The organism is Aeromonas sp. BIGb0445, assembly GCF_024809075.1.
GTDB classification, from domain to species: domain Bacteria; phylum Pseudomonadota; class Gammaproteobacteria; order Enterobacterales; family Aeromonadaceae; genus Aeromonas; species Aeromonas rivuli.
Map to the genome: position 1 here is coordinate 552,092 of NZ_JANUES010000001.1, position 26,277 is coordinate 578,368.

Genomic DNA, 26,277 nt, shown 5'->3' on the forward strand with positions numbered 1-26,277 from the left:
TATATGGCAAAGACCATTGCCGTCTTCACCGGTACCCGCGCCGAATACGGCCTGCTCTACTGGTTGATGAAAGACATTGCCGTCGACCCTGAGCTGGAACTCAGGCTCATTGTTTCGGGGACCCATCTCTCCCCCGAGTTTGGCCTGACCTATCAGCAGATTGAACAGGATGGTTTCAAGATAGATGAGCGCATCGAGATGCTGCTCTCCTCTGATACCTCAGTCGGCGTGGTCAAGAGCATGGGCGTTGCATTACTGGGGTTGGCCGATGCGCTGGCGCGTCAGCAACCGGACGTGCTGGTGATCCTGGGGGATCGTTTCGAAGCCCTGGCTGCCGCCCAGGCGGCCATGTTGCAACGCATTCCGGTTGCCCACCTCCATGGGGGGGAGATCACCGAAGGCGCCTATGACGATGCCATTCGTCATGCCATCACCAAGCTGAGCTATCTGCATTTCACCGCCGCCGAACCCTATCGGCAGCGGGTCATTCAGCTGGGGGAAGCGCCGGATCGGGTGTTCAACGTGGGGGCTGTCGGCCTTGATCACATCGCCAAGACCCAGCTGCTTTCCATGGACGAACTGCAATCATCCCTTGGGTTTGTACTGGACTCGCCGTTTTTCGTGGTGACCTATCACCCCGTGACCCTGGCCGATGAGCCGGCTGAGGAGAGCTTCAGGGCATTGCTGGCTGCGCTGGATCAATGCCCTGATCATCAGGTGATCCTGACCTATCCGAACGCGGATGACGGTGGGCGCGCCATCATTCCTCTGCTCGAGCAGTATGCGGCAGCAAATCCCGCGCGCGTGCTGGCTATTCCATCTCTGGGTTACAGGCGTTACCTGAGCGCGGTGAAACACTGTGCCGCCGTGATTGGCAACTCGTCGAGCGGCATCATCGAAGTGCCCTCTTTGGGTGTACCGACAATCAATATCGGCCAGCGTCAACAAGGGCGCCTGGCAGCGAAGAGCGTGCTGCATTGCGAGGCGAATAGCACGGCCATTACGCAATGTATTGCCCAGGCCCTGCAACCTATGGCTTCGGATGCTTATATCAATCCCTATGGCGCTGGCGATGCCAGCAGCCAAATCGTGGCGCGCCTGAAGAACCTGAGCACACCGACCATCAAACAATTCCATGATCTCGACAGGAGTCCGTCGCCATGATCCGCATCATCGCCGAAGCCGGCGTCAACCATAATGGCGACGAGTCGCTCGCCGTGGCGCTGATCGATGCCGCCCACCAGGCTGGCGTCGATGTCGTCAAGTTTCAGACTTTCAAGGCTGCCAATCTGGTGACGCGCCAAGCCAAGCAGGCTGCCTATCAGACCGCCAATACTGGCAAGGAAGAGAGTCAGTTTGCCATGCTCTCCCGCCTCGAGCTCTCGTTCGATGCCCATCTTCGCCTGATCGCCCATTGCGAGTCCCTTGGCATCGAGTTTCTCTCTACCGCCTTCGATACCGAGAGCCTCGATTTCCTGGTGAATCAACTCAAATTACAGACGCTGAAGATTCCTTCGGGGGAGCTGACCAATGCCCCCTTCGTGCTGGCCCATGCACGTACCGGTTGCGAGTTGATCGTCTCCACCGGCATGGCCACCCTGGCCGAAGTGGAAGCAGCCCTCGGGGTTATCGCCTTCGGCCTGACCGCGCCTCATGATGCGCAACCGGGCGAGGCTGCCTTCATGGCCGCTTATGCCAGCGAGGCCGGTCAGGCGGCACTGGCCAAGAAAGTCACTTTGCTCCATTGCACCACCGAGTATCCAGCGCCCATGGTGGATATCAATCTCAAGGCCATGGACACCCTGTCTCATGCATTCCGGTTGCCGGTCGGTTATTCGGATCACAGCCAGGGCATCACCATACCCGTGGCGGCGGTGGCCCGAGGTGCCTGCCTCATCGAGAAGCACTTCACGCTGGATTGCAACATGGAAGGGCCGGATCACAAGGCTTCCCTCGAGCCTGATGAGTTGGCGGCCATGGTGCGGGGGATCCGTGATGTGGAGCTGGCGCTCGGCGATGGCATCAAGGGACCACGCCCGAGCGAGATCAAGAACAAGGAGATCGCGCGCAAGAGCCTGGTGGCTGCCTGTGACATTGAGGTGGGGGCCATCCTCTGTGCCGACAACCTCGCCATCAAGCGCCCGGGTGATGGCATGAGCCCCTATGCCTACTGGCAGCTCCTGGGGCAACCTGCGAAGCGTGCCTATCAGGCGGGTGAGCTCATTCGTGAGTAAGGCGCTCATCGTTTTGGGCGCCGGAGGGCACGCCTCTGTGCTGGTCGATATCCTGCGTAGTCAGGGGCGTTCTCCCATGGCTCTGGTGGCTCCCGCTATGGGGATTGCACGGGCAGCCCTGGCAGACATCCCCCTCTGGCACGATGAAGCGCGCATCTTGGCTCACACCCCGGATGAGGTGGAGCTGGTCAACGGCATCGGCTCTTTGCCCGGCAGTTCACTGCGAGCAGACCTGTTCGCCCGCTATCGAGCCCTGGGTTATTGCTTTGCCCGGGTTGTCAGCACGAATGCCATGGTCTCTGATTACGCCGTGTTGGAGGAGGGCGCGCAGATCATGGCGGGTGCCATCCTTCAGGCCGGTACCCGCATTGGACCAAACAGCATCATCAATACCGGCGCCATCGTGGATCATGACTGCCATATTGGCAGCGACAACCATGTCGCACCGGGCGCTGTGTTATCTGGTGGTGTGGTGACGGGGGATGGGGTCCATATCGGCACGGGCGCTGCAGTGATCCAGGGGATATCGATTGGTGCCGATGCCGTGGTCGGCGCTGGTGCTACGCTGACGCGGCCGCTGGGATCGAAGCAGATTGCATACGTTGCCCGGGGCAGCGTGATGCCTATCAAGCAGTAAAGGATGGATTGGATGAGCAAAAATTGGGAAAAAGTGGTGCTGTCGCCGGAACATTCGGTGCGCGATGCCCTGGCAGTGATCAATGAAGAGGCACTGCGGGTCTGTCTGGTCGTGGATCAGGAGCAGCATCTGCTGGGGGTAATCACTGACGGTGATATTCGCCGCGCCATCCTGAACAATGTCTCGCTGACGCAAAGCGTCACGGCCGTGATGAATCGAACTCCCATTACCGTCTCGGCCAAGCTGACCCGTGCACAGTTGCTGGAGACCATGCGTGAGCGCAGCGTTCTTTCCCTGCCGGTGGTTGATGATGCTGGCAAGCTGATTGGACTGGAAACCTGGGAGCAGGCCACGAAGGCGCCGAGTTATGACAATCCGGTCTTCATCATGGCGGGTGGTTTCGGTACCCGGCTGCGCCCGCTGACCGACAGTTGCCCCAAGCCCATGCTCAAGGTGGGTGACAAGCCCATACTGGAAACCCTGCTCAGCCAGTTCCTCAAGGCGGGCTTCAAGAACATCTATATATCCACCCACTATATGCCTGAGCAGATCACCGACTATTTTGGCGATGGCTCAGCCTGGGGGGCCCATATTCGCTACGTGCATGAAGAGACACCGCTAGGCACGGGTGGGGCGCTGGGTCTGCTGCCTGCCGACATCCCCGCCCTGCCACTCATCATGATCAATGGTGATGTGCTCACTACAGTGGATTTCAATCGCCTGCTCGATTTTCACGTGGAAAATGATGCTGATGCCACCATGTGTGTGCGTGAATATGATTACCAAATTCCTTATGGCGTCATCACCGGTGAAGGAAATAAAATCACCAGCATGATTGAAAAGCCGGTACATCATTTCTTTGTCAATGCCGGTATTTATGTTGTGTCACCTCATGTTGTCCAATCGGTATCGAAAGGTAAACGCATTGATATGCCAACGCTTCTTGAACTGCACATGCAAGAGCGGAAGCAGGTATTGATGTTCCCTATCCATGAATATTGGTTGGATATAGGCCGTATGGAGGATTTTAATCGTGCTCAATCGGATATAGCATCACTGGGATTGCATTTATAATGGAACGCATTGCTGTCATTGGGCTGGGTAATATTTCGATCCGCCATCGTAGAAATCTGAAGCAGTTATATCCGATGGCATCCATATATGGGATGTCTGCCAGTGGTCGTCCCTCTACCGAGCTCATCAGTGACTGTGATGTACTCGTTACTTCGATGGAAGAATTGATCAGGCATAAGGTAGAGCTTGCCATTGTGGCATCCCCCGCATCGCTTCATGCCGCTCATGCGATCCCCTTGCTCACAGCTGGTATCCCGGTCCTGATAGAGAAGCCGGTGGCAACGTCTGTGGCTGACTGTAACGCAATCATTGATGCCAGCAGGGAGCACAACGTACCAGTAGCAGTAGGATATTGTCTGCGTTACTTACCATCAGCAGCTATTTTGAAAAAAATACTGGATGAGCAGAAAATAGGCCATCTGCACAATGTGATGATAGAGACGGGGCAATATTTACCAGACTGGCGACCGAGTAAGGATTATCGCACCAGTGTTTCGGCTCGTGCAGAACTTGGTGGTGGTGTGTTATTGGAACTCAGCCATGAGTTCGATTATATCCAGTGGTTATTGGGGCCCTTGAAGCTTGAGCATGCCGTACTACGTTCATCCGAGACGTTGGGTTTATCCGTTGAAGATACGGCTGATGTCTTGGCTATCAATGCATCGGGCGTAATAGCGTCGATTCATTTGGACTTCTTACAGCGAAAAGCTCATCGTAAATGTCGCTTCATTGGCAGCGAGGGGACTCTAGAATGGGATCTTATCCAAAACCAAGTTACGCTGATATCTGCTTCAGGAGCCCATGTTATTTACTCCGATGTCGAATGGGACAAAAATAAGATGTATCTTGCCATGATTTCTGATTTTGTCCGTCTCATCCATGGTGAAGCAAGTCTGAGTGTTAATTTAAAAGATGCAACAAGAACTGTTGCACTGATTGAAAAGATAAAAGAGTTCCCTCTCATTCGGTGATATAGCTACCGAGTTAAGGATTATATGAAGAACTTTGCATTTATATTCGCTCGAGGTGGTTCCAAAGGTCTGCCTGGCAAGAATATTCGCCCGCTGGCGGGCAAACCCTTGTTGCAATATTCCATTGATACGGCTTTGGCATCGCCTTCTATCAGCCAGGTATTCGTCTCGACGGATGATCCCGCTATTGCCAGCGTAGCAACTTCATCCGGCGCAGTTGTCATTGAGCGCCCTGCCGACTTAGCGACAGATACCAGCCCAGAGTGGCTTTCCTGGCGACATGCTATTGAATGGGTAAGCGCACATTATGGGTCGTTCGATGGTTTTATCAGCTTGCCAGCAACCAGCCCGCTGCGCAGTGTCCTTGATGTTGAGGCGGCCATTGCCAAACGTCTTGAGCAGAATGCCGATATCTGTATCTCCGTTACGCCAGCCAATCGCAGCCCCTATTTCAATATGGTGAAGGAAACAGTTGATGGTTTGGTTGAATTGGTGAATAAACCATCTGGTGAAGTTGCCCGTCGTCAGGATGCCCCTCAAGTATTTGATATCACGACAGTGGTATATGCGACGACACCAGCCTTTGTGCTGGAACACTACGGGCTTTTCTCGGGAAAAGTCACCAGCATCGAAGTGCCTAAAGAGCGAGCAGTAGACATTGACGATATTTACGACTTCAAACTGGCAGAGGCTATCGTAGGAGAGCAGAAATAATGGAACAGCTGTTGAATGAAAAACGCATTCTGGTGGCCGGTGCCGGCGGCTTGCTGGGCTCTCGTTTGGTGCCTGCCATTCTTGCTCAGGGTGGCAAGGTGATTGCGGCAGATATCAATGTCGATGCCATGGCCCAGCGTCTTGCCACTCAGGGTGTCGATACTGCAGACGACAATCTGACGTTGATACAGCTGGATGTGACCAGTGAGGAAAGCCTCAAGGCATTTTTTGCACAACAAGAACATATGGATGGTGCTGTCAACACGACCTATCCGAGAAACAAAACCTATGGCGCACATTTTTTTGATGTGTCCCTTGCCAGTTTCAATGAAAATATTTCACTCCATCTTGGCAGTGCTTTCTTGTTTACCCAGCAATGCGCTGCTTATTTCAAAGCACATGAAACAGCCTTTTCATTAGTCAATATTTCATCCATATACGGTGTTGTTGCACCTAAGTTTGATATTTACAACAATACCAAAATGACCATGCCGGTCGAGTATGCGGCGATCAAATCCGCGATACAGCACTTGAGCAAATATGTGGTTGCATACGTCAATGACAGTCGCTTCAGAGTGAACAATGTAAGCCCAGGTGGAATATTTGATAATCAGCCTGAGACATTTTGCCAAGCATACAAGAGTCATACCCATGGTGCAGGAATGCTTGATGTAACAGAAATCATTGGCAGTATCATGTTTCTGTTGTCTGAACAGTCAAGGTATGTGACTGGGCAAAATATCATAGTGGATGATGGTTTTTCGCTATGAGAAGAATAATAGATAGATTGAAATTTCTTTGGTCGGCCCCTCGGTTGGGGCCTGACATGCCCCTGACTTACTTCCTCTGCTTTTCGAGGAGACTGGCCCATAAAATCTGCATGCGCAAATTTTCATATTTTGGGGAGGGTGCTGACTTTCGTCTTGGAGCTTATGCGATTGAAACCGGCAAGATTTCCTTGGGGAAAAATGTTGTTATAAGACCAGGTACTATGCTTTTTGCATCACCTCAGTCAGATACTTCGATTCAAATATCAATCGAAGATAATGCCATGCTTGGTTCCGGTGTTCATGTCTATATATCCAACCATGAATTTAATGATGTAGCTAAGCCCATTATTCAGCAAGGGCATCAAGATGTTAAACCCGTCAGGATAGGCACAGGTGCCTGGATTGGTGCCAACGTCATTATTCTTCCAGGTGTTAGTATTGGCGAAAACAGTGTGATAGGGGCGGGGAGTGTAGTGACCCGCTCCATTCCTCCGCGTGTCGTTGCCTGCGGTAATCCAGCAAGAATCGTGAAACGACTGGATGATGAGGCATGTTGAAATCAACTGGGCTGCTGAGAAATTCAACGATCTACCTGACCTCGAACATATTGAATGCATTAGTCCCGTTTCTGCTACTGCCGGTATTGACTCGTTATCTGACCCCTGATGAATATGGTCAGATAGCCATGTTTCAGACACTGATAACTGGCCTGGCCGCACTGACCGGGTTAAATGCTGTCGGTGCTGCCAATCGTAAATTCTATGATAAACACGATGTCTCCTCTCTGGCGCAGTTTAATGGTACCTGCCTGCATATCCTTCTTCTCAGTTCGTTGACCCTGGGACTTCTCTGCTTTTGGTTGTCGACTGATATCAGTGAATGGTTGAATATACCAGCAGCATGGGTTTATTTTGCTCTTATTATTTCAAGCACAAACTTTATTATCCAGTTCAGATTGGGGCAGTGGCAAATCAGGGAGAGAGCCATTTCGTTTGGTGTCATGCAAGTCAGCCAAAGTATCCTGGTATTGATATTATCTCTGGGCTTGATTATCGGATTGCAGCAGGGCGCATCCGGGCGTGTTGATGCGCTCATGGTGACAAGTATCGTCTATGCTGGGTTAGGGTTGTTGCTGCTGTATCGGGACCGCTTGCTGATTTTATTGCCGCTGAAGAAGGAGTTTTTCAAAGAGGCGCTTTCTTTTGGGGTTCCGCTGGTTCCTCACGTGGTTGGCATATTCTTGTTGAGTTCGGTAGACAGGTTCTTTATCAACCAGCAATTGGGGGTGGCAGAGGCGGGTATCTATATGCTGGCCGTGCAACTCAGCCTGGGGATGGCGGTAGTATTTGATGCCATCAATAAGGCGTTGGTGCCCTGGCTTTTTAGAACCTTGTCGGAAAATAATCCCCGGCAGTTGCAACGGTTGATCAAGTTTACCTATTTTTTCTTTGTCATTGTTTTCGGTCTGGGCGGCTTGTCATTTATCGTCGGTCCCTGGGTGGTTACATGGATAGCAGGGCCTGAGTATCAGAGGGCAACAACCGTCATCGGTTGGTTATGCCTTGGCCAAGCCTTTGGGGGAATGTATCTGATGGTCGCCAACTATATCTTCTACGCCAAGAGAACCGGTGCCCTGTCTGCCGTCACCATATCAACCGGGCTGCTGAATATTGCACTGCTTGTCTATTTGATTGAACGAATGGGAATTGTAGGTGTTGCAATGGCTTTTTCCATATCAATGTGCATTCGTTTTTTTGCAACCTGGTGGCTGGCATCGCGTGTCAGTACTATTTCCTGGCGTATAATATAAAAGCGCTGACATTGCAATAAACTCACCGGATTTACGATAATGAATCTTTTTGTCTGTTACACTCATCTGCAATTGGTTATTGCATCACGAATTATTGCTCACCGGAATCTTCTTCCTGAAGATGTAGAGCTATTTTATATCAGCAAGATAGATAATGATGTAACAAAAAATACACTGCAGGATATGAGAGAAATTTGTGGTGAAGTGACCTTTATTCATATGAAGTTGAAATACCCACTCTACTTTCCGGCTATTTTCAGGCATTTCTTTAAGCGACGCTATGACTCGGTTTTTGTTGCATCTGTCGATAATATTTTAATTCATTTTATTCTATCGAGAATTAACTTCAATCACTTGTACACATTTGATGATGGGTCGGCAAATATTATCCCTGGTAGTATTTACTATCAAGATCCAGACATGAGATTTTTTACAAAAATATATAGATGTGTCTTGATAATTCATTATGATTTATTAAATATAAAACAGCGTAGCAAATGTCATTATACAATTTACCCAAAGCATGAAAACATTATTTCTAATACGGTTCCTATTAACTTGTCATCGACATCTATTAGTGATGAAGGTAATATTGAAAGCAATGAGAACAAAAAAGACTCCTGTAATGTAATGATTGGTGCTGTATATGCATCTCTTTTTGGTTCGGAAAAAAATATTAAGTTGAATTTAAATAGGTGCTGGTCAATATTAAGGTCAGAAGATAGGGACACGTTTTATTTGCCTCACCCAAGAGAGCGAACAGACTACACACCTGAATACATAAAAAAAATTAATGCAAAATATATTGCAGAGCAAGAAATTCTAATGCTTTTGAAAGATTATGATTATGTGTATTTATATGGTTTTTTAAGTTCATGCCAAATAAATCTTGCATATCATCCAAATGTTGTAAATAGAGTTTTTTACTCGACTGCATTAAGCCCTGCGTTTAATAATGCAATTAAATCACAAAGCTATAACTCATTCGAGATTATTGACATAAATGATGCAGAGAAATAATTACATGTATGCCTTCAACATAGCATTAGTTTTTCTATCTGTATTATGTTTTCTTCTTAAGATATCTACTGGTGGGAGTGAATTTGCGTTCGTTGGTGGCGTGATTTCTATTTTACTATTTTTCGCTACCTCAAGAAAACTTGCCCCAGTTGCATTGATCGTATGTGTGGCAGTTGGGCTTTATATTTTCTTATTTGGCTTTATCAATAATAATATAGAGGGGAGAAACTACTTCTTATATTATTTTTATTTTCTTTCATCTTTATCTCTTGCCATATCTATACGTCGATTAAGAGTAGACTATGCGGTATCTCAAACTTTATTGATAGTGTCATTACTCTGGTTCATATATCAGGTAACCCATCTCGGATATAATCCTGATGCATATAATGATCTGATAGATGGGAGCAGAAACTTCATAAGTGGATACATGATAATTTTCATGGTCTACTACTTGTATGCATGTAAGCTACATGACAAAAAAATATTCATTATTTATCCAATATTAATAACGCTATCATGTTTCATTCTTTATGGTCGAAGTGGTATTGCGTTATCACTTGTTGTTTTATGTTTGTCTATACTCACCAAGTATGGTAGGGCATATGTTTTATTAATATTGGCTGTGTCTGTGGTTATAGGCCTTTCATATGCAATTGAAATATCAACCTTAATACAAAGTAGTAATTTTGCTCATGGTGTAGAGTCAGAGCGAAGCCTAATGCTGGCACAGTATTTAGATTCAATAAATAGCCCGTATGATGTTCTCTTTGGAGTAGATTTTTTTAAATGTTGTGATTTGATTGCTAGATTTGATGGGAATCCACATAATACGTTCATAATGCTGCATGCTCGATTTGGTATCTTTCCATTTTTACTCTTGATCGCATTCTATATATATCAGTTCATTAGTGGATTGATAATTAAGCATTGGTATTTTAATGTTCTTGCTATTATAGTTATCATTCGATACGCATTAGACCAATTCGGACTTTTTGGCCCAGCTGACTTTATTCTATTTTCTATTGTCATAAGTACAGTGCATGGTCAAGATTTTACCTCAAAAGAAAAAGTAAACCTAATAGGCAAATTATAATGAATGTTGCGGTTTTCATTGATGATATAACAATGTCCGGTGGCACGGAGAGGGTAGCAACATTTATCGCGAATAGCCTCTCCAATCATCAATATAATGTCCGTATTGTTTCTTTGATGGGCAAGAATACTACCCCATATTATTCATTGTCGGCTAATGTAAAGTATGAAATATTGGGCGATGCCTCACCGATAAATCTGGCGCGTGCATTGTATCGGCATAAAAACGATACCATTATATCCGTCTCTATGGGCCGGCTGTCGTTCAAGCTGTCACTTTTACATGCACTACTGAGATTAAAAGGGAAACTCATATTAAGTGAACATATTGCATATGAGACCTCACCTTGGTGGATTCGTGCTTTAAAGCGATCAAGCTACCATCTTGCCGATGAGTTGGTGTTGTTGACACAACACGATCGTTCAATTCTCGATGGAAAAGTCAAAGCCAATGTGAGTGTCATTTCCAACGCCAGTGCTTTTCCGGTGCAAGGGGCAGATAGCCTGGAAAAAAAGAATAAGATCGTCTTGGCGGTTGGCCGTCTCACCTATCAAAAAGCATTTGATCGTTTATTGCATATCTGGGCTGCTATTGACGACAAAAAAGGATGGGAGCTGCGTATCATCGGAGATGGAGAGGATCGCAGCAAGTTGCAAAAGATCGTCGATGATCATGCTCTTGTTGACACTGTTTCCTTGCTTCCCGCAGCCAAGAACATCGACATAGAGTATGCCAATGCGAGCATTCTGGCGATGACCTCTCATTATGAAGGCCTTCCTCTGGTATTGATAGAATCGAAGTCTTTTGGATTGCCGACGGTTGCATTTGATTGCAAGACCGGGCCAAGAGAAATTATCAGCGAGGGTGTTGATGGATTCTTGGTATTGGATGGTGACATGGATGCATACAAGGACAAGTTGGTCTATTTAATGAACTCGGATGATGAACGCAGAAACATGCAGCTCGCCGCGTTGTCTGCAGCAGAACGTTATTCACCTGAGATCATTGTCAAACAGTGGATGAGGTTGATATAAATGTCATTTGAATCAGTGTCTATTATCATGCCGGCATATAATGCGGCAAAGTATATAAGCCACAGCATTACTTCTGTATTGTCACAATCATATGGTGACTGGCGTCTTTATATTGTGGATGATGCATCAACAGATGACACAGCGAATGTTGTGGCAGATATCCATGATGATAGAATCGAATATATCCTGCTCAAGGATAATGGTGGTGTAGCCAATGCTAGGAATGTCGGCATCCAACGTTCACAGGGAAAATATATAGCCTTTCTAGATAGTGATGATCTTTGGGAGAAAACAAAGCTAGAAAAGCAAGTGGCGTTACTGGAACAAGGTTATATGGTCGTGTGTGGTAACTATTCGACCTTCCTGTCTGACATTGGCAATCCTGTATCAGTTAGAACGAGTCCTAGCGAGTTCAATTACACCGACATGCTCAGTTGCAATCGTATAGGTAATTTAACTGGGATATATAACCGACACGTTCTCGGGACATTCTATCAGGAACGTTGTGGGCATGAAGATTATTTGATGTGGCTGTCAATCATGAAAGTAGCAAAGAAAGCCGCGTGTGTACAAGAGGTGATAGCATTATATAGATTGAGTGCCAACTCATTATCTGCCAATAAATTGAACGCGGCTAAATGGCAATGGCATATATATCGAAATAAATTGCTGTTAAGCCTACCAGATAGTTTGTATTATTGGTTGAGATATGTCGTGATTGCTTTGGGAAGAAAAGTTTTCAACTAAAATTAGAAGCCAATTGCTGTGTGTTTTTTGACCTTTTTCGGTTCTCTGGGGGTTATCTTTGTCATTTCAACGTCGTCACTCACGCTGGTATGAGCGTGTGTTATTTAGCCCTCCTGCCTTGTTCATCTTCGGGGCCTTGCTTGCGGTTTGCCTGCCAGCCATAGAGCGCTGGGGTTGGGGTTTCTGGGAAGGATTCAATGCGGTAAGAGTTAATACCTTGGTGGGAGCCTTTATCGCTTTCCTGCTCACCGGGATCGTACTCCAGCGTTTCCTGCGCTACCCAGGCGCTAGCCCGGTCGCCTATATGATCCCCACTGTGACGACCCTCTATGGGGCTTTGGTCGGGATCCTCTTCTTCCTGCGTCTGCCTTACAGCCGGCAGGTATTGTTTGAGTCATATTTGGTAGCGCTGCTTTGCTGCTGGCTTGCCTACTTCATCGGCCGCCGTTACCGGACGCCCAAGTATGCGCTGCTGCCGTTTGGTGACTACCAGGCCCTGACTCAGCACTCCTGCGTGCAGTGGCGTCTGCTGGATAAACCCGACTTGGGCGCAGTGCGCTATGACGCCGTGGTGGCAGACCTTAGGGATGAGAAGCTGGCTGGCGAGTGGGAGCGTTTTCTCGCTCGCTGCGCGCTGGCTCATATCCCCGTCTATCACATCAAGCAGATCAGCGAGACCCTCACCGGCCGGGTGAAGATTGACCATCTGCACGAGAACCAGCTTGGCTCCCTGTTACCCTCTCCTGTGTACGCCTTTATCAAGCGGGGCATGGACATACTGGCTGCGGTGATCGCAATCCCCCTGTTTTCGCCCTTGATGCTGGTGACGGCTGTGCTGATAAAGCTGGAGAGCCCCGGTCCCGTGATGTTCCTGCAAAACCGGGTAGGGAAGGGTAACCAGGATTTCAGGATCTACAAGTTCCGCAGTATGTGCCAGAACTCCGAGCAGCACGGTGCCCAGTTCGCCCAGGACGGTGACATGCGCGTCACCCGGGTGGGCAAGGTGATCCGCAAGTTGCGTATCGATGAACTACCCCAGTTCTTCAACGTACTGAAAGGGGACATGAGCCTGATCGGACCGAGGCCGGAACAGCGTACCTTCGTCGATCAGTTCGAACGGGAGATCCCCTTCTACATGTATCGCCACATAGTGCGGCCGGGGATCAGTGGTTGGGCGCAAGTTGTGCACGGTTATGCTGCCGATGCCGATGACACCCGCATCAAGATTGAACATGACTTTTATTACATCAAGAACTTCTCGCTCTGGTTGGATGTACTGATCGTGTTCAAGACCGTTCGCACCATACTCACTGGATTTGGCGCGCGGTAATTGTTGATGCGGACCTTGCTATTGGGGGCTCGTGGCCAGTTGGGACGAGCCCTTTTTTCTGCGCTCTCTGCCAAATGGCCTCATTGGCAGCTTGTTGCCCTAGGGAGAGATGAATGTGATATCGCCGACTCACTCTCCCTGGTTGGTGCCCTGCGCCGCCACAGACCGGATGTGATTATCAATGCCGCTGCCTATACGGCGGTCGATCGGGCCGAGTCTGAACCTGACATCGCCGAGATCACCAACCACTGGGCCGTGATGGAGCTGGCCCGTGGGGCACAGGCGATAGGGGCATTGCTGGTGCACTTCTCTACCGACTATGTGTTCGATGGTACAGGCACCAAACCTTGGGTTGAGGCGGACAAGCCTTGCCCCCTCAATGTCTATGGCGCCAGCAAGTATGCCGGTGAGCAGGCGATACAGAGGTTGTGCCCCAACCATCTGATATTTAGAACCAGCTGGCTCTATGGCGGGGTGGGAACGCATTTTGCCAATACCATTCTGGCTCGTGCCGGAGCGGGCCAGGATATGAGTGTCGTTGTGGATCAGTGGGGGGCGCCGACCCCGGTTGAGTGGCTGGCAAGTGCAGTGGTGCTTGCTTTGGCCCAAGCACTGAAGGAGCCGGACAAGAGAGGGCTATATCATCTGAGTTGCCAGGGGGAGACAAGCTGGCATGGCTTTGCCTCGGCCCTGGTCGAAGAGGCGCTACGGCTGGGTCAGTTGGTACAAACGGCCACTGTTCACCCTATTGGCTCCGATGAGTGGCCGCAGCAGGCTCGTCGTCCCTTGAACTCCAAGCTTGATTGTCAGCTATTCTCAACCGCCTTTAAGATCCGTTTGCCTCAGTGGCACGATGAGATGAAAGGCTGGTTAGCGAGCAGGGCTGCAAATATATCCTCCCAGAAATAGACCTCTCTGTGCTATCCCTCCATTAACTCCAAGGAGAGCCATGATCCAGCGTAAAGGCATTATATTGGCCGGCGGTTCGGCCACCCGGCTCTATCCTGCGACCCTGGTCATCAGCAAGCAGCTTTTGCCTGTTTATGACAAGCCGATGATCTATTACTCCCTCTCTACCCTGATGCTGGCCGGGATCCGCGACATTTTGATCATCAGTACGCCGCTGGATCTGCCCCGCTTCGAGTTGTTGCTGGGGGATGGTCAACAGTGGGGTATGCATTTCAGCTATGCCGTGCAGGAAGAACCCAAGGGATTGGCGCAAGCACTGCTCATCGGTGAACCTTTCCTGGCAGGCAGCCCCTGTTGTCTTATTCTGGGGGACAATATTTTCTATGGTGCTGAGCTACCCCGCCAGTTGCAACAGGCCAACGCCAAGAGTCAGGGTGCCACCCTGTTTGCCTATCATGTGCAGGATCCGGAGCGCTATGGAGTGCTCGGCTTCGATGAGGCGGGGCGAGTGCAGACGCTTATTGAAAAACCCGTGCAGCCGCCGAGCCACTATGCCGTTACCGGTATCTATTTCTACGACGGTCAGGCCAGTGCCAAGGCACGTTGCTTGCAACCTTCTGCCCGGGGGGAGCTGGAGATAACCGATCTCAATCTGAGTTATCTCGATGATAAGGCTCTGGATGTTTGCCTGATGGGGCGGGGCTCTGCCTGGTTAGACACTGGCACCCATGACAGTTTGCAGGAGGCCAGCAGCTTTATTCAAACCTTGGAGAAGCGGCAGGGGCTCAAGGTGGCGGCTCCGGAGGAAATAGCCTGGCGCCAGGGCTGGATCTGTGACAAGCAGCTTGCCAGCTTGGCGGAGCCTCTGCTCAAGAGTGGTTATGGTGAATACCTGCTACAACTGCTGTCCCCTCCTTTATCCTGCCCGGGTCAGTCTCCCGCTGAGTTTTTCTAAAGGCAGATGATGAAGTATCAATCCCTTGCCATGCCAGAAGTCAAACTGCTTATCCCGACTCGTCACAGGGACGAACGGGGCTATTTTATGGAGACCCTGCGCCAGGATGAGTTTGAGCGCCACTGTGGCCGCTATTCCCTGGTGCAGGATAATCACAGTCACTCCAAGCAGGGCACCCTGCGTGGGCTCCACTGCCAAGTGGATAAACCGCAGGGCAAATTGGTCAGGGTGGTCAGCGGGGCCATCTTCGACGTGGCAGTCGATGTGCGCCGGGGCTCAGCTTCATATGGGCAGTGGGTCGGCCAGATCCTGTCCGATGAAAACGATCACCAGATGTGGATCCCCCCCGGCTTTGCTCATGGTTTCTATGTATTGAGCGAGGGTGCAGATGTCCTCTATCGATGCAGTGATTACTATTCTCCGGCGGGAGAGTGTGGTTTTCGTTGGGACTCTCCGGTACTGGCTATTAACTGGCCTATTTTGACTGGTATCCCGCTGCTCTTGTCTGACAAGGATGCTGATGCACCTCTCTTCCCGCCATTCTGAGTTAGGGTCGACTCGCAATTTTGTGGCACAATTACGGATTAAAAATAAGAACCTTAATTTAATCAATCAGGTAATCCCATGGTGAAAATTGCCGTAGCGGGGACTGGCTATGTCGGCCTGTCCAATGCCGTGCTGCTTGCCCAGCACAACGAAGTGGTCGCCCTCGATCTGGTGGCGGAAAAAGTTGAGTTGATCAATCAGGGCAAGTCTCCTATCGCCGATACCGAGCTGGAGCATTATCTTGCTCATGAGTCGCTCAATTTGACGGCTACTCTGGACAAGCATCACGCCTATCAAGGGGCTGATTTTGTCATCATAGCGACCCCGACTGACTATGATGCGGACACCCACTACTTCAATACCCGCTCGGTCGAGGCGGTGATCCGGGATGTGATGGCCATCAATCCGACGGCGGTGATGGTGATCAAATCGACCGTTCCCGTGGGTTATACCAAGGCGCTCAAAGAAGAGCTTGGTTGCGATAACCTGATGTTTTCACCTGAGTTCTTGCGAGAGGGGCGGGCACTTCATGACAACCTGCACCCCTCGCGCATCATAGTGGGTGAGCGCTCCGAGCGGGCAGAGCGGTTCGCTGCCTTGCTGCAAGGTGGCGCCGTCAAGCAGGATGTCCCGGTGCTGTTGACGGACAGCACTGAGGCGGAGGCAATCAAGCTGTTTGCCAATACCTATCTCGCCATGAGGGTGGCCTACTTCAACGAGCTGGACACCTATGCCCAGGCCCATGGTCTGGACAGTCGCCAGATCATCGAAGGGGTGGGGCTGGATCCACGGATCGGCACTCACTACAACAACCCCTCCTTTGGTTATGGCGGCTACTGCCTGCCCAAGGATACCAAGCAGCTGCTGGCCAACTACGACGATGTACCGAACAACTTGGTGCGGGCCATCGTCGATGCCAACACCACCCGCAAGGACTTCATTGCCGACTCCATCATCCGGCGTCGCCCCAAAGTGGTGGGTGTCTATCGCTTGATCATGAAATCGGGATCCGATAATTTCCGCGCCTCTGCCATTCAAGGGGTGATGAAGCGGATCAAGGCAAAAGGGATCGAGGTGGTGGTGTTTGAGCCTGCCCTCAAGGAGCAGAGCTTCTTCAACTCCCGGGTCATCACCGATCTGGCAGAGTTCAAGCAGATATCCGATGTGATCCTCTCCAATCGCATGGCAAGCGAGCTGAGCGATGTCGCAGACAAGGTCTATACCCGGGACCTGTTTGGTAGCGACTAAATAGAGAACAATTATTGAGGCCCTGTCTGCACCCTCGGATGGGGCTTATCCCAAGGCTATTGAAGGTGTTCCCATGAAGTATCTGGTCACAGGCGCCGCTGGTTTTATCGGCTTTCATCTGGTGCAGCGGCTCTGCGCTGACGGCCATGAGGTGATCGGTATCGACAACCTCAATGACTACTACGAAGTGAGCCTCAAGGAGGCTCGCCTCGCGCAGTTGGCCCCTTTGCCTGGCTTTCGATTCATCCGGCTGGACTTGGCCGATCGTACCGGCATGGCTCAGCTGTTTGCCGATGGGGGCTTCGAGCGGGTGGTTCATCTGGCCGCCCAGGCGGGCGTGCGCTACTCCCTCGATAACCCCTTTGCCTACGCCGACAGTAACCTGGTGGGCCACCTGACCGTGCTGGAAGGGTGTCGCCATCATGGTATCGGCCATCTGATCTACGCCTCATCCAGCTCGGTCTATGGCCTTAACGACCAGATGCCGTTCGCCACCACGGATGGTGTGGATCACCCCATTTCGCTCTATGCGGCCAGCAAGAAGGCCAACGAGCTGATGGCGCACAGTTACTCCCATCTCTATGGCATTCCCACCACTGGTCTGCGTTTCTTCACCGTCTATGGCCCCTGGGGTCGACCCGACATGGCGCTGTTCAAGTTCACCAAGGCTATCCTGGCGGGTGAGCCCATTGATGTGTATAACCAGGGCCAGCTGTCCCGGGACTTTACCCATGTGGATGATATCGTCGAGGGGATAATACGGGTGGCGGACCATGTGCCGACTGCCAACCCTGAGTGGACCGCCAGCCAAGGTGCAAGGGATGAGAGTTCGGCCCCCTATCGCCTGTTCAACATAGGTAATGGCAGCCCGGTACGACTGCTCGATTTTATCGAGGCATTGGAGCAGGCCATCGGCAAACTGGCCATCAAAAATATGATGGCGATGCAGCCCGGTGATGTGCATGCCACCTGGGCCGATACTCGGGGCCTGTTCGATGCCGTTGGCTATCAGCCACAGATGACGGTGGCAGCAGGTGTCAAAACCTTTATCGACTGGTATCGTGACTACTATCAGCAAGCTTGATCCCGGCAGAACCGCTGCAACCCTTGCCGTATCGATTAGCCAATCCAATTTCCAATAAGAGAAATGTGACAGCATGAGCAATCAAGATCCTACCTTGCCTACCCAGCAAACTGCGTTACCGCCAGGTTGGTCTCAAAACCGACCCAGTGATGAGATTGATTTGAGAGAGCTTGTCGTGACGCTCTGGCGCAGCAAGTTACTGATCCTCGGCATCGCGGCCCTGTTTGCGGCTGGTGGTATCGCCTATGCCATGTTGGCGCCTCAAGTCTGGGTCAGCCAGGCCGAGATCAAGCAGCCGACCCTCAAGGAGATAGAGTCCCTCGAGCTCAATATCAATCAGTTGATGAACGCCCAGGTACCGGCGACCGCCTTCACCGCCTTCGACAAGAAGGCGCTTTACAGTGACTTCGTCAATAGTTTCAATAGCTTCAATAACAAACGCCAATTCTTGATTGAGAAGGGCTATCTCGACGCAGAGGCGGCTCAATCTGAGGTCACCGAGGAGAAGGGCAAGCGCCTGCTGCTCAAGAAGATGGCCGAAGGGATAGACGCCAAGGCCCCGGACAAGCTGAGTGAAGATGTCATTATCTCCTTTGCCTCGGACACGGCCGAGCAGGCCAAGCAGCGTCTGGAGCAATATATCGCCTTTATCCAGCAACAGGAGTCTGCGGCCAAGGGCAAGGAGCTGGATACCATCTGGCAGAACCGGCTCAAGACGCTGAACACTCAGTATGAGAGTGCCAGGGCCGATACCCTCAAGCAGTTGCAAGACGATATCCTTCGCACCCAATACAGCTTGCGCATCAGCCGCGCTGCCGGGATCGATGCTCCTGTTGAGAATCTCAATGCCCGTGATGGCTTCGCCATCGAATGGGGTTCCCGTGCTCTGGCAGAGAAACTCAAAGTATTAAAGGAGATCGACAACCCCGATATTCTGAACCCGGCCCTGAGCGATCTGCGCCTGCAACTGAGCAGCCTCCAGGCCATCAAGCTTGAGGAGCTGCCGTTCCAGTCGTTCGCTTATCTGGCCTCGCCCAGCGAGCCCTTGTCCCGGGACAAGCCCAAACGCTCATTGGTGGTGGTATTGGCCACCCTGCTCGGCGGCATGCTGGGGGTTGGCATAGTGCTGGTGCGTTATGCCTTCCGTGAACAAGACAGCGTCAAGTAACGCCATATCGGCATGATGAAAGAGGGCTTAGGCCCTCTTTTTTATTTTTTGAGACAAAGGGTTATGCTGGGTGAATAGACAATCTCAGGATGCTGGCCAGATGCTGGAAAAAGGATTTTTTGGACTCTTCGCACTCTATCTGTTGCTGGGCATGCATTTCTTCATGCACAACCCGGGCGGTGCAGGGCTCTACCTGCCGTTCAATGCCTGGGGCTGGGTGTTTGCCAGCCTGGCCATTGGGCTGGGGCTCTGGCAGGTCACACTGCGTCAGCGGCTAGTCTGGTCATCCTTGCAGGGCTGGCTCTGGGTGGGGGCTCTCCTGCTGCTGTTGCCCATGGCCTATCCCGGTTTTGAGCTAAAGGACTATGCCATTCCCCGCTTGTTGGGGCTCTTTGCCGGCCTGTTGTTTCTATTTTGCCTCTATCAGTGGGCGCTGGATGCAGATAGGCGTGAGCAGTTGCTTTATCTGGTATTGGCCGCGGTAGGGATTGAGGCTGTTCTCGGGTTGATAGAGTATTACCTGCTGGTGCCGGGTAACTGGCTCGGCTATGACACCCGAGCCAATCGCCCCTATGGCATCTTCCAGCAGGCCAATGTGATGGCAAGCTTCATGGCCACCGGCCTGGTACTGGCCGTCTGGCTGGAGGGAGAGGGGCGGCTGAAGAGGCGCTGGCTCCAAGGGTTACGCTATGGCCTCATGGTGGCGTGCCCCTTGTTGCTGGTCGTGCTGCAATCCCGGGTGGGCCAGCTCGGCGCCCTGTTGGGGTTGGGGCTCTTGCTGCCCATGCTCAAGAGTCGCCAGCAGCTGACCCGGGTATTGCTGCTGGTCTCGCTCGGCATCTTGCTGGGGTTGTTATCCCAATACCTGATTGCCGGGGCCAAACGGGGGCTGGAGGTCTATCAGTCCGGCGGCATGAGATCCATCTACTGGCCCTATGCCATCAAGCTCATCATGCAGTCGCCCTGGAGTGGCTGGGGCTATGGCAGCTTTGAGTCGGTGTTCTTGCATCACTACATGGCCGACAAGGCGCTGCAGCCAGACATGGTGCAAATTGAGTACAACCTGGATCATCCCCACAACGAGTTTCTCTACTGGGCGGTGGAGGGGGGCATAGCCCCCATGCTGGGCATGTTGCTGATGGGGGTTGCACTGCTGTGGCGTTTGAGTCAGGCAAGATGGCGCCAGGGGCTGGCGCTGTTGGCCCTGGTGACCCCGCTCGTGCTGCACAGCCAGACCGAGTATCCCTTCTACCACTCTATCGCCCACTGGTGGGTCTTGTTGTTGCTTATCTTCGTGCTCGACAGTGAGGTGGAGGAGCAAACCCCAGGGCCCGATTGGCGTGAGCATGTCTACCGTCCCTGGTTGCTGTTGCGTTTTCTGGCCATCAGCATCCCCCTGCTGGTGGTACCTTTCATGCTCACCGCCATTCACACCGCCTGGGTGGTGACCAAGTATGAGCGGGGCGGCTACAAGCAACCCACCTTGTTGCTGGATGTCGTCAATCCCCTCGCCTGGCTGACTCGGGTCGAATTCGACGTCAACTCGGTGCGCCTGCTGGTGGGCTTGCAGAGCAACAATCTGCAGGAGCTGGCGGCTTACCTCGCATGGGGACAAGAGTTTGTGCGCCATACCCCCCGCGTCAACATCTACGCCAACATGGTCATAGCCCTCAATGCCCTGGGGCGGGAAGAGGAGGCCAAGGCTCTGCGCCAGCAGGCATTGCTGCTCTACCCGGCGGATCCGCTGCTGAGCGGTAAATCCACCTCTGTGGCCACCGCGTTGGAGAAGCGCCCCGCAGTCTCTGCCAGCTCCACGGCAACGCAGGCTCACTGATGCGGCGCGGCTAGCCAGCCAGTGATGGCGCCTGGTCGACAAGACTGCTGTTTGTTTCACCAAGGTCATGGCGTTATCGCAAAATCAGGGCGCCAGGCTGGACGGGGGGCTCCCGCGGGATAAGATAGGGCACTGAATGCAATATCTTGTTTATAAAGGGAGTCTGCAATGGAGTTGGTATTAGGCCCATTAGAAGCCCGGGTGATCGGCTGCCTCATCGAGAAAGAGATCAGCACGCCGGATCAATACCCACTGTCCCTCAATGCCCTGGTCAATGCCTGTAACCAGAAGAGCAATAGAGATCCGGTGCTGGAGCTCGAAGAGCTGCAGATCCGCGCCGTGGTTGACGAGCTGATCCGCAAGCGACTGGTGGTCAATACGGCCGGATTCAACGCCCGGGTGCCCCGTTATCAGCACAGGTTCTGCAATACCGAATTTGGCGATCTCAAGTTCGATGCCCAGGCGCTGGGGATCGTCTGCGAGCTGCTGCTGCGTGGCCCGCAGACGCCGGGGGAGCTGCGCTCGCGTACCAACAGGCTCTGCCAGTTCGAGGATGTGACCCAGGTCGATGCCGTGTTGCATGAGCTGATGGAGCAGGGCCCCTATGTGGTCAAGCTGGCCCGTGAACCAGGCAAGCGCGAATCCCGCTTTGCCCACCTGTTCAGTGGCGAGGTGAGCGGGGTCGCGAGTGACGAGGTGAGTGCCTACTCAGGACGCGAGCCTGGCGGCAGCGGGGCGAACGGCTCCAACGCAGCCCTCGCTGAGCGCGTCGAGACCCTGGAGGAGGAAATCAGCGAGTTGCGTGGCCAGGTCGCCGCCCTGAGTGCGCGTCTGGATGAGTTGGCCTCTTAATCGTCCCTTACTCTCTGATGCATCAGGGCGCCGCCATCAAGAGGCGGCCAGCCCTGGTGCATTGTCTGTCGGCCCTGGCCGCGCCCTACTGCCCTTATCTTCACAGGCTCCGTCCTGATCCCTTCATCATCCCCACAGGCTTGCTATCTGGCTGCGCAGTCGCCTCTCAGGATGAGCGGGCATTTTGTGGCAAGCCATTTAATTTGCGTTATTTCATGGTTAAGGGTCGAGCCGAAGGCGCTTTCCCGGTAAAATTCCGCTTTTGCTCCTTCGCGTGAGTCTTGATGTCTGCACCAACCTTGTCTCCAGATTGTTATGCCTTGCTCGGCGAGCTGCAGTTGCAGCGTGCCGTGAGTACCCGCTATCTGCAAGAACAGCTGCCGCTGGGCCAGGTATTGATCGACAAGTTGACGCAACTGCACGACGAGGGACTGATCCGGTTGCGGGGCGAACAGCTCTGGAGCCTGAGTGCCGAGGGAACACTGGCGCTCATTCTGGGAGTTCGCCAGGGACGCTGTCCTATGCCTGACTGGTCGCGGGTGCCTAGCCTGACCGGCCAGGATCCCGTCCAGGCCCTGGTGCGATCCCTCTGCCTGGGGGTTGGCGGCGAGCCGCCAGCCTATCTCAATGGTGCCGATCTGCTGGCCCTGCTCGATGTGCCCGAATCCCACGCCCTGCTCTCAGGATCCAGCCCCCAGTGGCAGCGCATCCTGCTCGAGCACTTCGCCCTGCAGGCGAATCTGGATTGCCCCCCTGGCCCCTGGCCCCTGGCCGAGGCGACTGTGGTTGCCGAGTTGCAGCCCTGCTACCAGCAACTGGCCGCCCAATGGCACTGGTTGTGTGATGACGCGGATGCTGACCTTGCGGCGTTACAAGATAGTGTCCCCGATCACCCCAATGGCTGGCCCGAGCTGATGACCCTGGCGGAGCGAGGGGGGAGTGCCCCCCTGGTGGAGGCGCTGCTGAGTGCCCTCAATGGGTGGCAGGCACGTCATGGCAAGGGTCAGTATCCGCATAATTTCATGATGCTGCTCTGGCTTGGCTGGTTGCAGCAGGCGGACCCCGAACTTGCCAGCAGTCAGCGCAAGTTGTGGCAGCGCAGCCTGGGTCAGCAGCAACCCTTGCTGCAGGATCTGATCGCCCAATGGGCGGGGGATCGCCACGGTCAGGCGGTGGGGCTGTTTGATACCCTGCAACTGCCCGCCGACGAACTGCACTGGGGCTACCTCTGGCTCGACCTCTGTGCCCTGGCCCGCCACGGTGGCCAGAGCCCGCAAGTCGCCATCTTGCACAAGTGGGATCTTGACGCACTGCTCGGGGTGGCGCCTCGCCATCGTCTGATGGGGTTCTGTCAGGATCTGCTGCGCCAATTGCTCGGCCAGGCGGCCAGGCAAGGTCCCCTCGATCGCCTGAACGCTGACCTGAACGGGCAGGGGGATGAGGATGACGACGATGACAAGGGCGCCGCATCGGCCAGCTGGCTCAACTGGCTGCAGGGGCTGGGGCGCGCCAGCGGGGGGCGTAAAAACAAGGAACAGCTGGTCTGGCTGCTGCACGCAGAAGGGCCCGAGCTCGAATGCAAGATCCAGAAACAGAGCACCAAGGGGGAGTGGACCGCCGGTCGCCGGGTCGATCCTGGTCTGCTCTCCACGCAATATGCGGCCCTGCTCGATGAGGAGGATTGGGCGCTGGTGCGGCTGCTGCCGCGCAACATGAGCCGCTTGCCGGATGAACTCTGGCCCGTGCTCGCCCAGCATCCCCGTCTGCTCAACGCCAAGGGGCAGAAGCTGCAGCTTGCCCTGAGTGCCCCCTTGCTGCAGATAGTGGCAGAGGACGCCGGCATGCGCGGTGTATTGAGCCCGGCTCAGGCCAGCAAGGGAGCGCACATAGTGCCGCTGGCCCAGGATCTGTGGCAGCTGATGCTGACGCCGCCCGGCCTGCAGCCCTTGCTGCCCGCTCTGGCGTCGATCCCGCCCCTGCCGGGGGAGGGGCTCGCCGCCCTGCAACAGACACTCAACGCCATTCCTGGATTGCCCTGGCACAGCGAGGTGGCTGGGCTCCAAGGCAATGTCGAGCTCAAGTCCTGGCCCGGATTGGCATCGGTCCAGCTTGACTGGCAGGATGGCCAGCTTGCGGTCAGGCTGGTCACTCAGCTTGACGATATGCCCGCCTTGCCCCTGGGCAAGGGGGAGGCCGTGGTGCGCCAGGGGATGAAAGAGTCACTCTACTGGTTGCGAGATCTGGCGGAAGAGAAGCGCGAGGCCCAGAGCCTGCGCAATCAGCTGCCCATCGACTTGCCCGGCACCGAATGGCTGCTGCAGGGGGAGCAGGCACTCTCTCTGGTCAATGCTTTGCCCGAGCTGGTGGAGCAGCAGATACGCATTCACTGGCATCAGGACAGCGCCCGCCTCAAGAGCCTGGATGAAGCGGCCCTGAGCCTGCGTATCGAGCGGCGCCAGGATTGGTTCCAGGTTGAGGGCAGCCTCAGTCTGGATGAACACGAAATCCTGGATCTGCGCCTCATTTTGCGCCAGTTGACCCCGGGCCAGCGAACCGTCCAGCTCGACGAGCAGACCAGTCTGGTGCTGAGTGACAAGCTGGTGGAGCGGCTCACCATGCTGGGGGCCATGCTCGACGAAGAGCAGAGGGTCAACACCCGGCTCGCCTATCCACTGACCCGCCTGCTCTCGGTGATCAGCACGCAAGGGGACAGCGCCTGGCAGGAGTTGCAGGCGGAGTGGCAACAGGAGGTTGACTGTCCGGCTGAGCTGCTCACCCCGCTGCGGGACTACCAGAAGGATGGGGTACGCTGGCTCGCGACCCTGGCCCATCACGGCTTTGGCGCCTGCCTCGCCGATGACATGGGGCTGGGCAAGACGCTGCAGGCGCTGATCGTGCTGCGTATGCGCCAGCACCTGGGCCCCGCCCTGGTGGTGGTGCCCAAGTCAGTGGTCACCAACTGGCAAGAGGAGGTGGCGCGCTTCGCCCCCGAGCTGGAAGTGGTGACCTTCGAACCAGGCATGGACAGGGAGGCGCAGATCGCCGAGGCCAAGCCGGGTCAGCTGGTGCTGGTCAACTACGGCATGCTGGGCGGACTGGCGTCGGCGCTCAAGGGGCGCCGCTGGGCAAGCATGGTGCTGGACGAAGCCCAACAGATCAAGAATGCCGGTACCCAGCGCGCCAAGTTGCTGTTCCAGCTCGATGGCGATTTTCGCCTGGCCCTGTCGGGCACGCCGATCGAGAACCATCTGGGGGAGTTGTGGAGTCTGTTTACCTTCATCAACCCGGGTCTGCTCGGCAGCCTGGGCGAGTTCAAGCGTCGCTTCGGCAAGGCGGTGAAGGATCCGGAACACATGGCGCTGCTGCGGGCCGTGATCAGCCCCTTCATCCTGCGTCGCCTCAAGCAGCAGGTGTTGACCGAGTTGCCGGACAAGACGGAGATAGTGCACCACATCAGTCTGTCGGCCGAGGAGCGTCAGCTCTATGAGGCGACCAGGCGCGAGGTGGTGCAGCAGGTGCAAAGCGCCGATGGCCGCGCCCTGATGCATGTGCTGAGCGGCCTGACCCGGCTGCGGCGGCTCTGCTGTTCGCCCTCCCTCATCATGCCGGAGTGGGCCCATAGCAACAGCAAGCTGGACGAAGCCATGGCCCTGCTTGGGGAGGCCATCGACAACGGTCACAGGGTGCTGGTGTTCAGCCAGTTCGTCGACCTGCTAAGCCTGCTGCGCGAGCGTATCGGCAAGCGGGGCTGGGATTACTGCTATCTGGATGGTGGCTGCTCCGCCAAGTCGCGCCAGGAGTCCATCCTGAGATTTCGCAACGAGCCGGTACCGCTGTTTTTGATCAGCCTGAAGGCCGGGGGGACGGGTCTCAACCTGACCCAGGCCGATACCGTGTTGCACCTGGATCCCTGGTGGAACCCGGCGGTGGAAGATCAGGCCAGTGACCGCGCCCACCGTATGGGTCAGACCCAGCCGGTGACCGTCTATCGCCTGGTGTGCGAACAGACGGTGGAGGAGAAGATAGTGGCCCTGCACGATGAGAAGCGCGCCCTGGCCGATGGCCTGCTCAGCGGCCAGTCCGAGGTAAGAGGGCTGGACGTGGAGAGTCTGCGTGCCCTGTTGATGGGCTGATACTCGCCTCCTTTCCTGCCGATCACGCCCCTTCTCCCAAAGAGAGGGGGCGTTTTTATTCCCCTTGTTGCCTGCCGCCGACGGTCAGTGCCTGTCTGCGGGCAGCCCACC

General features: G+C 53.7%; 23 protein-coding genes. All 23 read left to right on the forward strand.

The annotated features are described in order from the left end of the window. Positions 1-3: 3 nt before the first annotated feature. The 23 genes from neuC to M2367_RS02655 all read left to right on the forward strand — a co-directional run bounded on the left by neuC (position 4) and on the right by M2367_RS02655 (position 26,166). On the forward strand, positions 4-1,164 hold the full coding sequence (gene neuC / locus M2367_RS02545) for a UDP-N-acetylglucosamine 2-epimerase (RefSeq protein ID WP_259235667.1): 1,161 nt from the start codon (positions 4-6) through the stop codon (positions 1,162-1,164). Continuing rightward, positions 1,161-2,234, forward strand: coding sequence for an N-acetylneuraminate synthase (gene neuB / locus M2367_RS02550; RefSeq protein ID WP_259235668.1), 1,074 nt, complete (start codon positions 1,161-1,163; stop codon positions 2,232-2,234). Before neuC ends, neuB begins: the two co-directional genes overlap by 4 nt. Then, positions 2,227-2,871, forward strand: coding sequence for an acetyltransferase (locus M2367_RS02555; RefSeq protein WP_259235669.1), 645 nt, complete (start codon positions 2,227-2,229; stop codon positions 2,869-2,871). Before neuB ends, M2367_RS02555 begins: the two co-directional genes overlap by 8 nt. A 12-nt stretch (positions 2,872-2,883) precedes the next feature. Beyond that, positions 2,884-3,945, forward strand: coding sequence for a nucleotidyltransferase family protein (locus M2367_RS02560; protein WP_259235670.1), 1,062 nt, complete (start codon positions 2,884-2,886; stop codon positions 3,943-3,945). Next, positions 3,945-4,916 carry a Gfo/Idh/MocA family protein gene (locus tag M2367_RS02565; protein ID WP_259235671.1) on the forward strand — a complete coding sequence of 324 codons (972 nt, stop codon included), beginning with the start codon at positions 3,945-3,947 and terminating at the stop codon, positions 4,914-4,916. Before M2367_RS02560 ends, M2367_RS02565 begins: the two co-directional genes overlap by 1 nt. A gap of 24 nt (positions 4,917-4,940) precedes the next feature. Further along, positions 4,941-5,630, forward strand: coding sequence for a cytidylyltransferase domain-containing protein (locus M2367_RS02570; protein WP_259235672.1), 690 nt, complete (start codon positions 4,941-4,943; stop codon positions 5,628-5,630). Beyond that, positions 5,630-6,400, forward strand: coding sequence for an oxidoreductase (locus tag M2367_RS02575; RefSeq protein ID WP_259235673.1), 771 nt, complete (start codon positions 5,630-5,632; stop codon positions 6,398-6,400). The genes M2367_RS02570 and M2367_RS02575 overlap by 1 nt, the downstream gene beginning before the upstream one ends. 110 nt (positions 6,401-6,510) lie before the next feature. After that, positions 6,511-6,957, forward strand: coding sequence for a DapH/DapD/GlmU-related protein (locus M2367_RS02580; RefSeq protein ID WP_259235674.1), 447 nt, complete (start codon positions 6,511-6,513; stop codon positions 6,955-6,957). Further along, a complete protein-coding gene (locus tag M2367_RS02585; RefSeq protein ID WP_259235675.1) occupies positions 6,951-8,210 on the forward strand; it encodes a lipopolysaccharide biosynthesis protein in 1,260 nt (419 codons plus the stop codon). The genes M2367_RS02580 and M2367_RS02585 overlap by 7 nt, the downstream gene beginning before the upstream one ends. 39 nt (positions 8,211-8,249) lie before the next feature. Further along, positions 8,250-9,230, forward strand: coding sequence for a glycosyltransferase family 52 protein (locus M2367_RS02590; protein WP_259235676.1), 981 nt, complete (start codon positions 8,250-8,252; stop codon positions 9,228-9,230). 4 nt (positions 9,231-9,234) lie between these two features. Then, positions 9,235-10,326 (forward strand): hypothetical protein, encoded by a 1,092-nt coding sequence (locus M2367_RS02595; RefSeq protein ID WP_259235677.1) that lies wholly within the window; start codon positions 9,235-9,237, stop codon positions 10,324-10,326. Then, positions 10,326-11,360: a glycosyltransferase family 4 protein gene (locus tag M2367_RS02600; RefSeq protein WP_259235678.1), complete on the forward strand. Its 1,035-nt coding sequence runs from the start codon at positions 10,326-10,328 to the stop codon at positions 11,358-11,360. The genes M2367_RS02595 and M2367_RS02600 overlap by 1 nt, the downstream gene beginning before the upstream one ends. Further along, positions 11,361-12,107: a glycosyltransferase family 2 protein gene (locus tag M2367_RS02605; RefSeq protein ID WP_259235679.1), complete on the forward strand. Its 747-nt coding sequence runs from the start codon at positions 11,361-11,363 to the stop codon at positions 12,105-12,107. 58 nt (positions 12,108-12,165) lie between these two features. Continuing rightward, positions 12,166-13,437: a sugar transferase gene (locus M2367_RS02610; RefSeq protein WP_259235680.1), complete on the forward strand. Its 1,272-nt coding sequence runs from the start codon at positions 12,166-12,168 to the stop codon at positions 13,435-13,437. A 6-nt stretch (positions 13,438-13,443) separates the two neighbouring features. Then, positions 13,444-14,346, forward strand: coding sequence for a dTDP-4-dehydrorhamnose reductase (gene rfbD / locus M2367_RS02615; protein ID WP_259235681.1), 903 nt, complete (start codon positions 13,444-13,446; stop codon positions 14,344-14,346). Between the two features lie 40 nt (positions 14,347-14,386). After that, complete coding sequence (rfbA, locus tag M2367_RS02620) at positions 14,387-15,301, forward strand: glucose-1-phosphate thymidylyltransferase RfbA (protein ID WP_259235682.1); 915 nt, start codon at positions 14,387-14,389, stop codon at positions 15,299-15,301. 9 nt (positions 15,302-15,310) lie between these two features. Beyond that, positions 15,311-15,847, forward strand: a complete 537-nt coding sequence (gene rfbC, locus M2367_RS02625; RefSeq protein WP_259235683.1) for a dTDP-4-dehydrorhamnose 3,5-epimerase — start codon at positions 15,311-15,313, stop codon at positions 15,845-15,847. Positions 15,848-15,928: 81 nt separating this feature from the next. Further along, the gene (locus M2367_RS02630; protein ID WP_042039563.1) at positions 15,929-17,095 is read left to right on the forward strand and encodes a nucleotide sugar dehydrogenase; all 1,167 of its coding nucleotides are present in this window, start codon (positions 15,929-15,931) and stop codon (positions 17,093-17,095) included. Positions 17,096-17,168: 73 nt separating this feature from the next. Continuing rightward, complete coding sequence (locus M2367_RS02635) at positions 17,169-18,179, forward strand: NAD-dependent epimerase (protein ID WP_259235684.1); 1,011 nt, start codon at positions 17,169-17,171, stop codon at positions 18,177-18,179. A 160-nt stretch (positions 18,180-18,339) separates the two neighbouring features. Beyond that, positions 18,340-19,347, forward strand: coding sequence for an LPS O-antigen chain length determinant protein WzzB (locus M2367_RS02640; RefSeq protein ID WP_259235685.1), 1,008 nt, complete (start codon positions 18,340-18,342; stop codon positions 19,345-19,347). Positions 19,348-19,447: 100 nt separating this feature from the next. Next, complete coding sequence (locus M2367_RS02645; RefSeq protein ID WP_259235841.1) at positions 19,448-21,181, forward strand: PglL family O-oligosaccharyltransferase; 1,734 nt, start codon at positions 19,448-19,450, stop codon at positions 21,179-21,181. Positions 21,182-21,349: 168 nt separating this feature from the next. Continuing rightward, positions 21,350-22,033 carry a YceH family protein gene (locus M2367_RS02650; RefSeq protein ID WP_259235686.1) on the forward strand — a complete coding sequence of 228 codons (684 nt, stop codon included), beginning with the start codon at positions 21,350-21,352 and terminating at the stop codon, positions 22,031-22,033. 284 nt (positions 22,034-22,317) lie between these two features. Further along, the gene (locus tag M2367_RS02655; RefSeq protein WP_259235687.1) at positions 22,318-26,166 is read left to right on the forward strand and encodes a DEAD/DEAH box helicase; all 3,849 of its coding nucleotides are present in this window, start codon (positions 22,318-22,320) and stop codon (positions 26,164-26,166) included. The last annotated feature ends 111 nt before the right edge of the window (positions 26,167-26,277 follow it).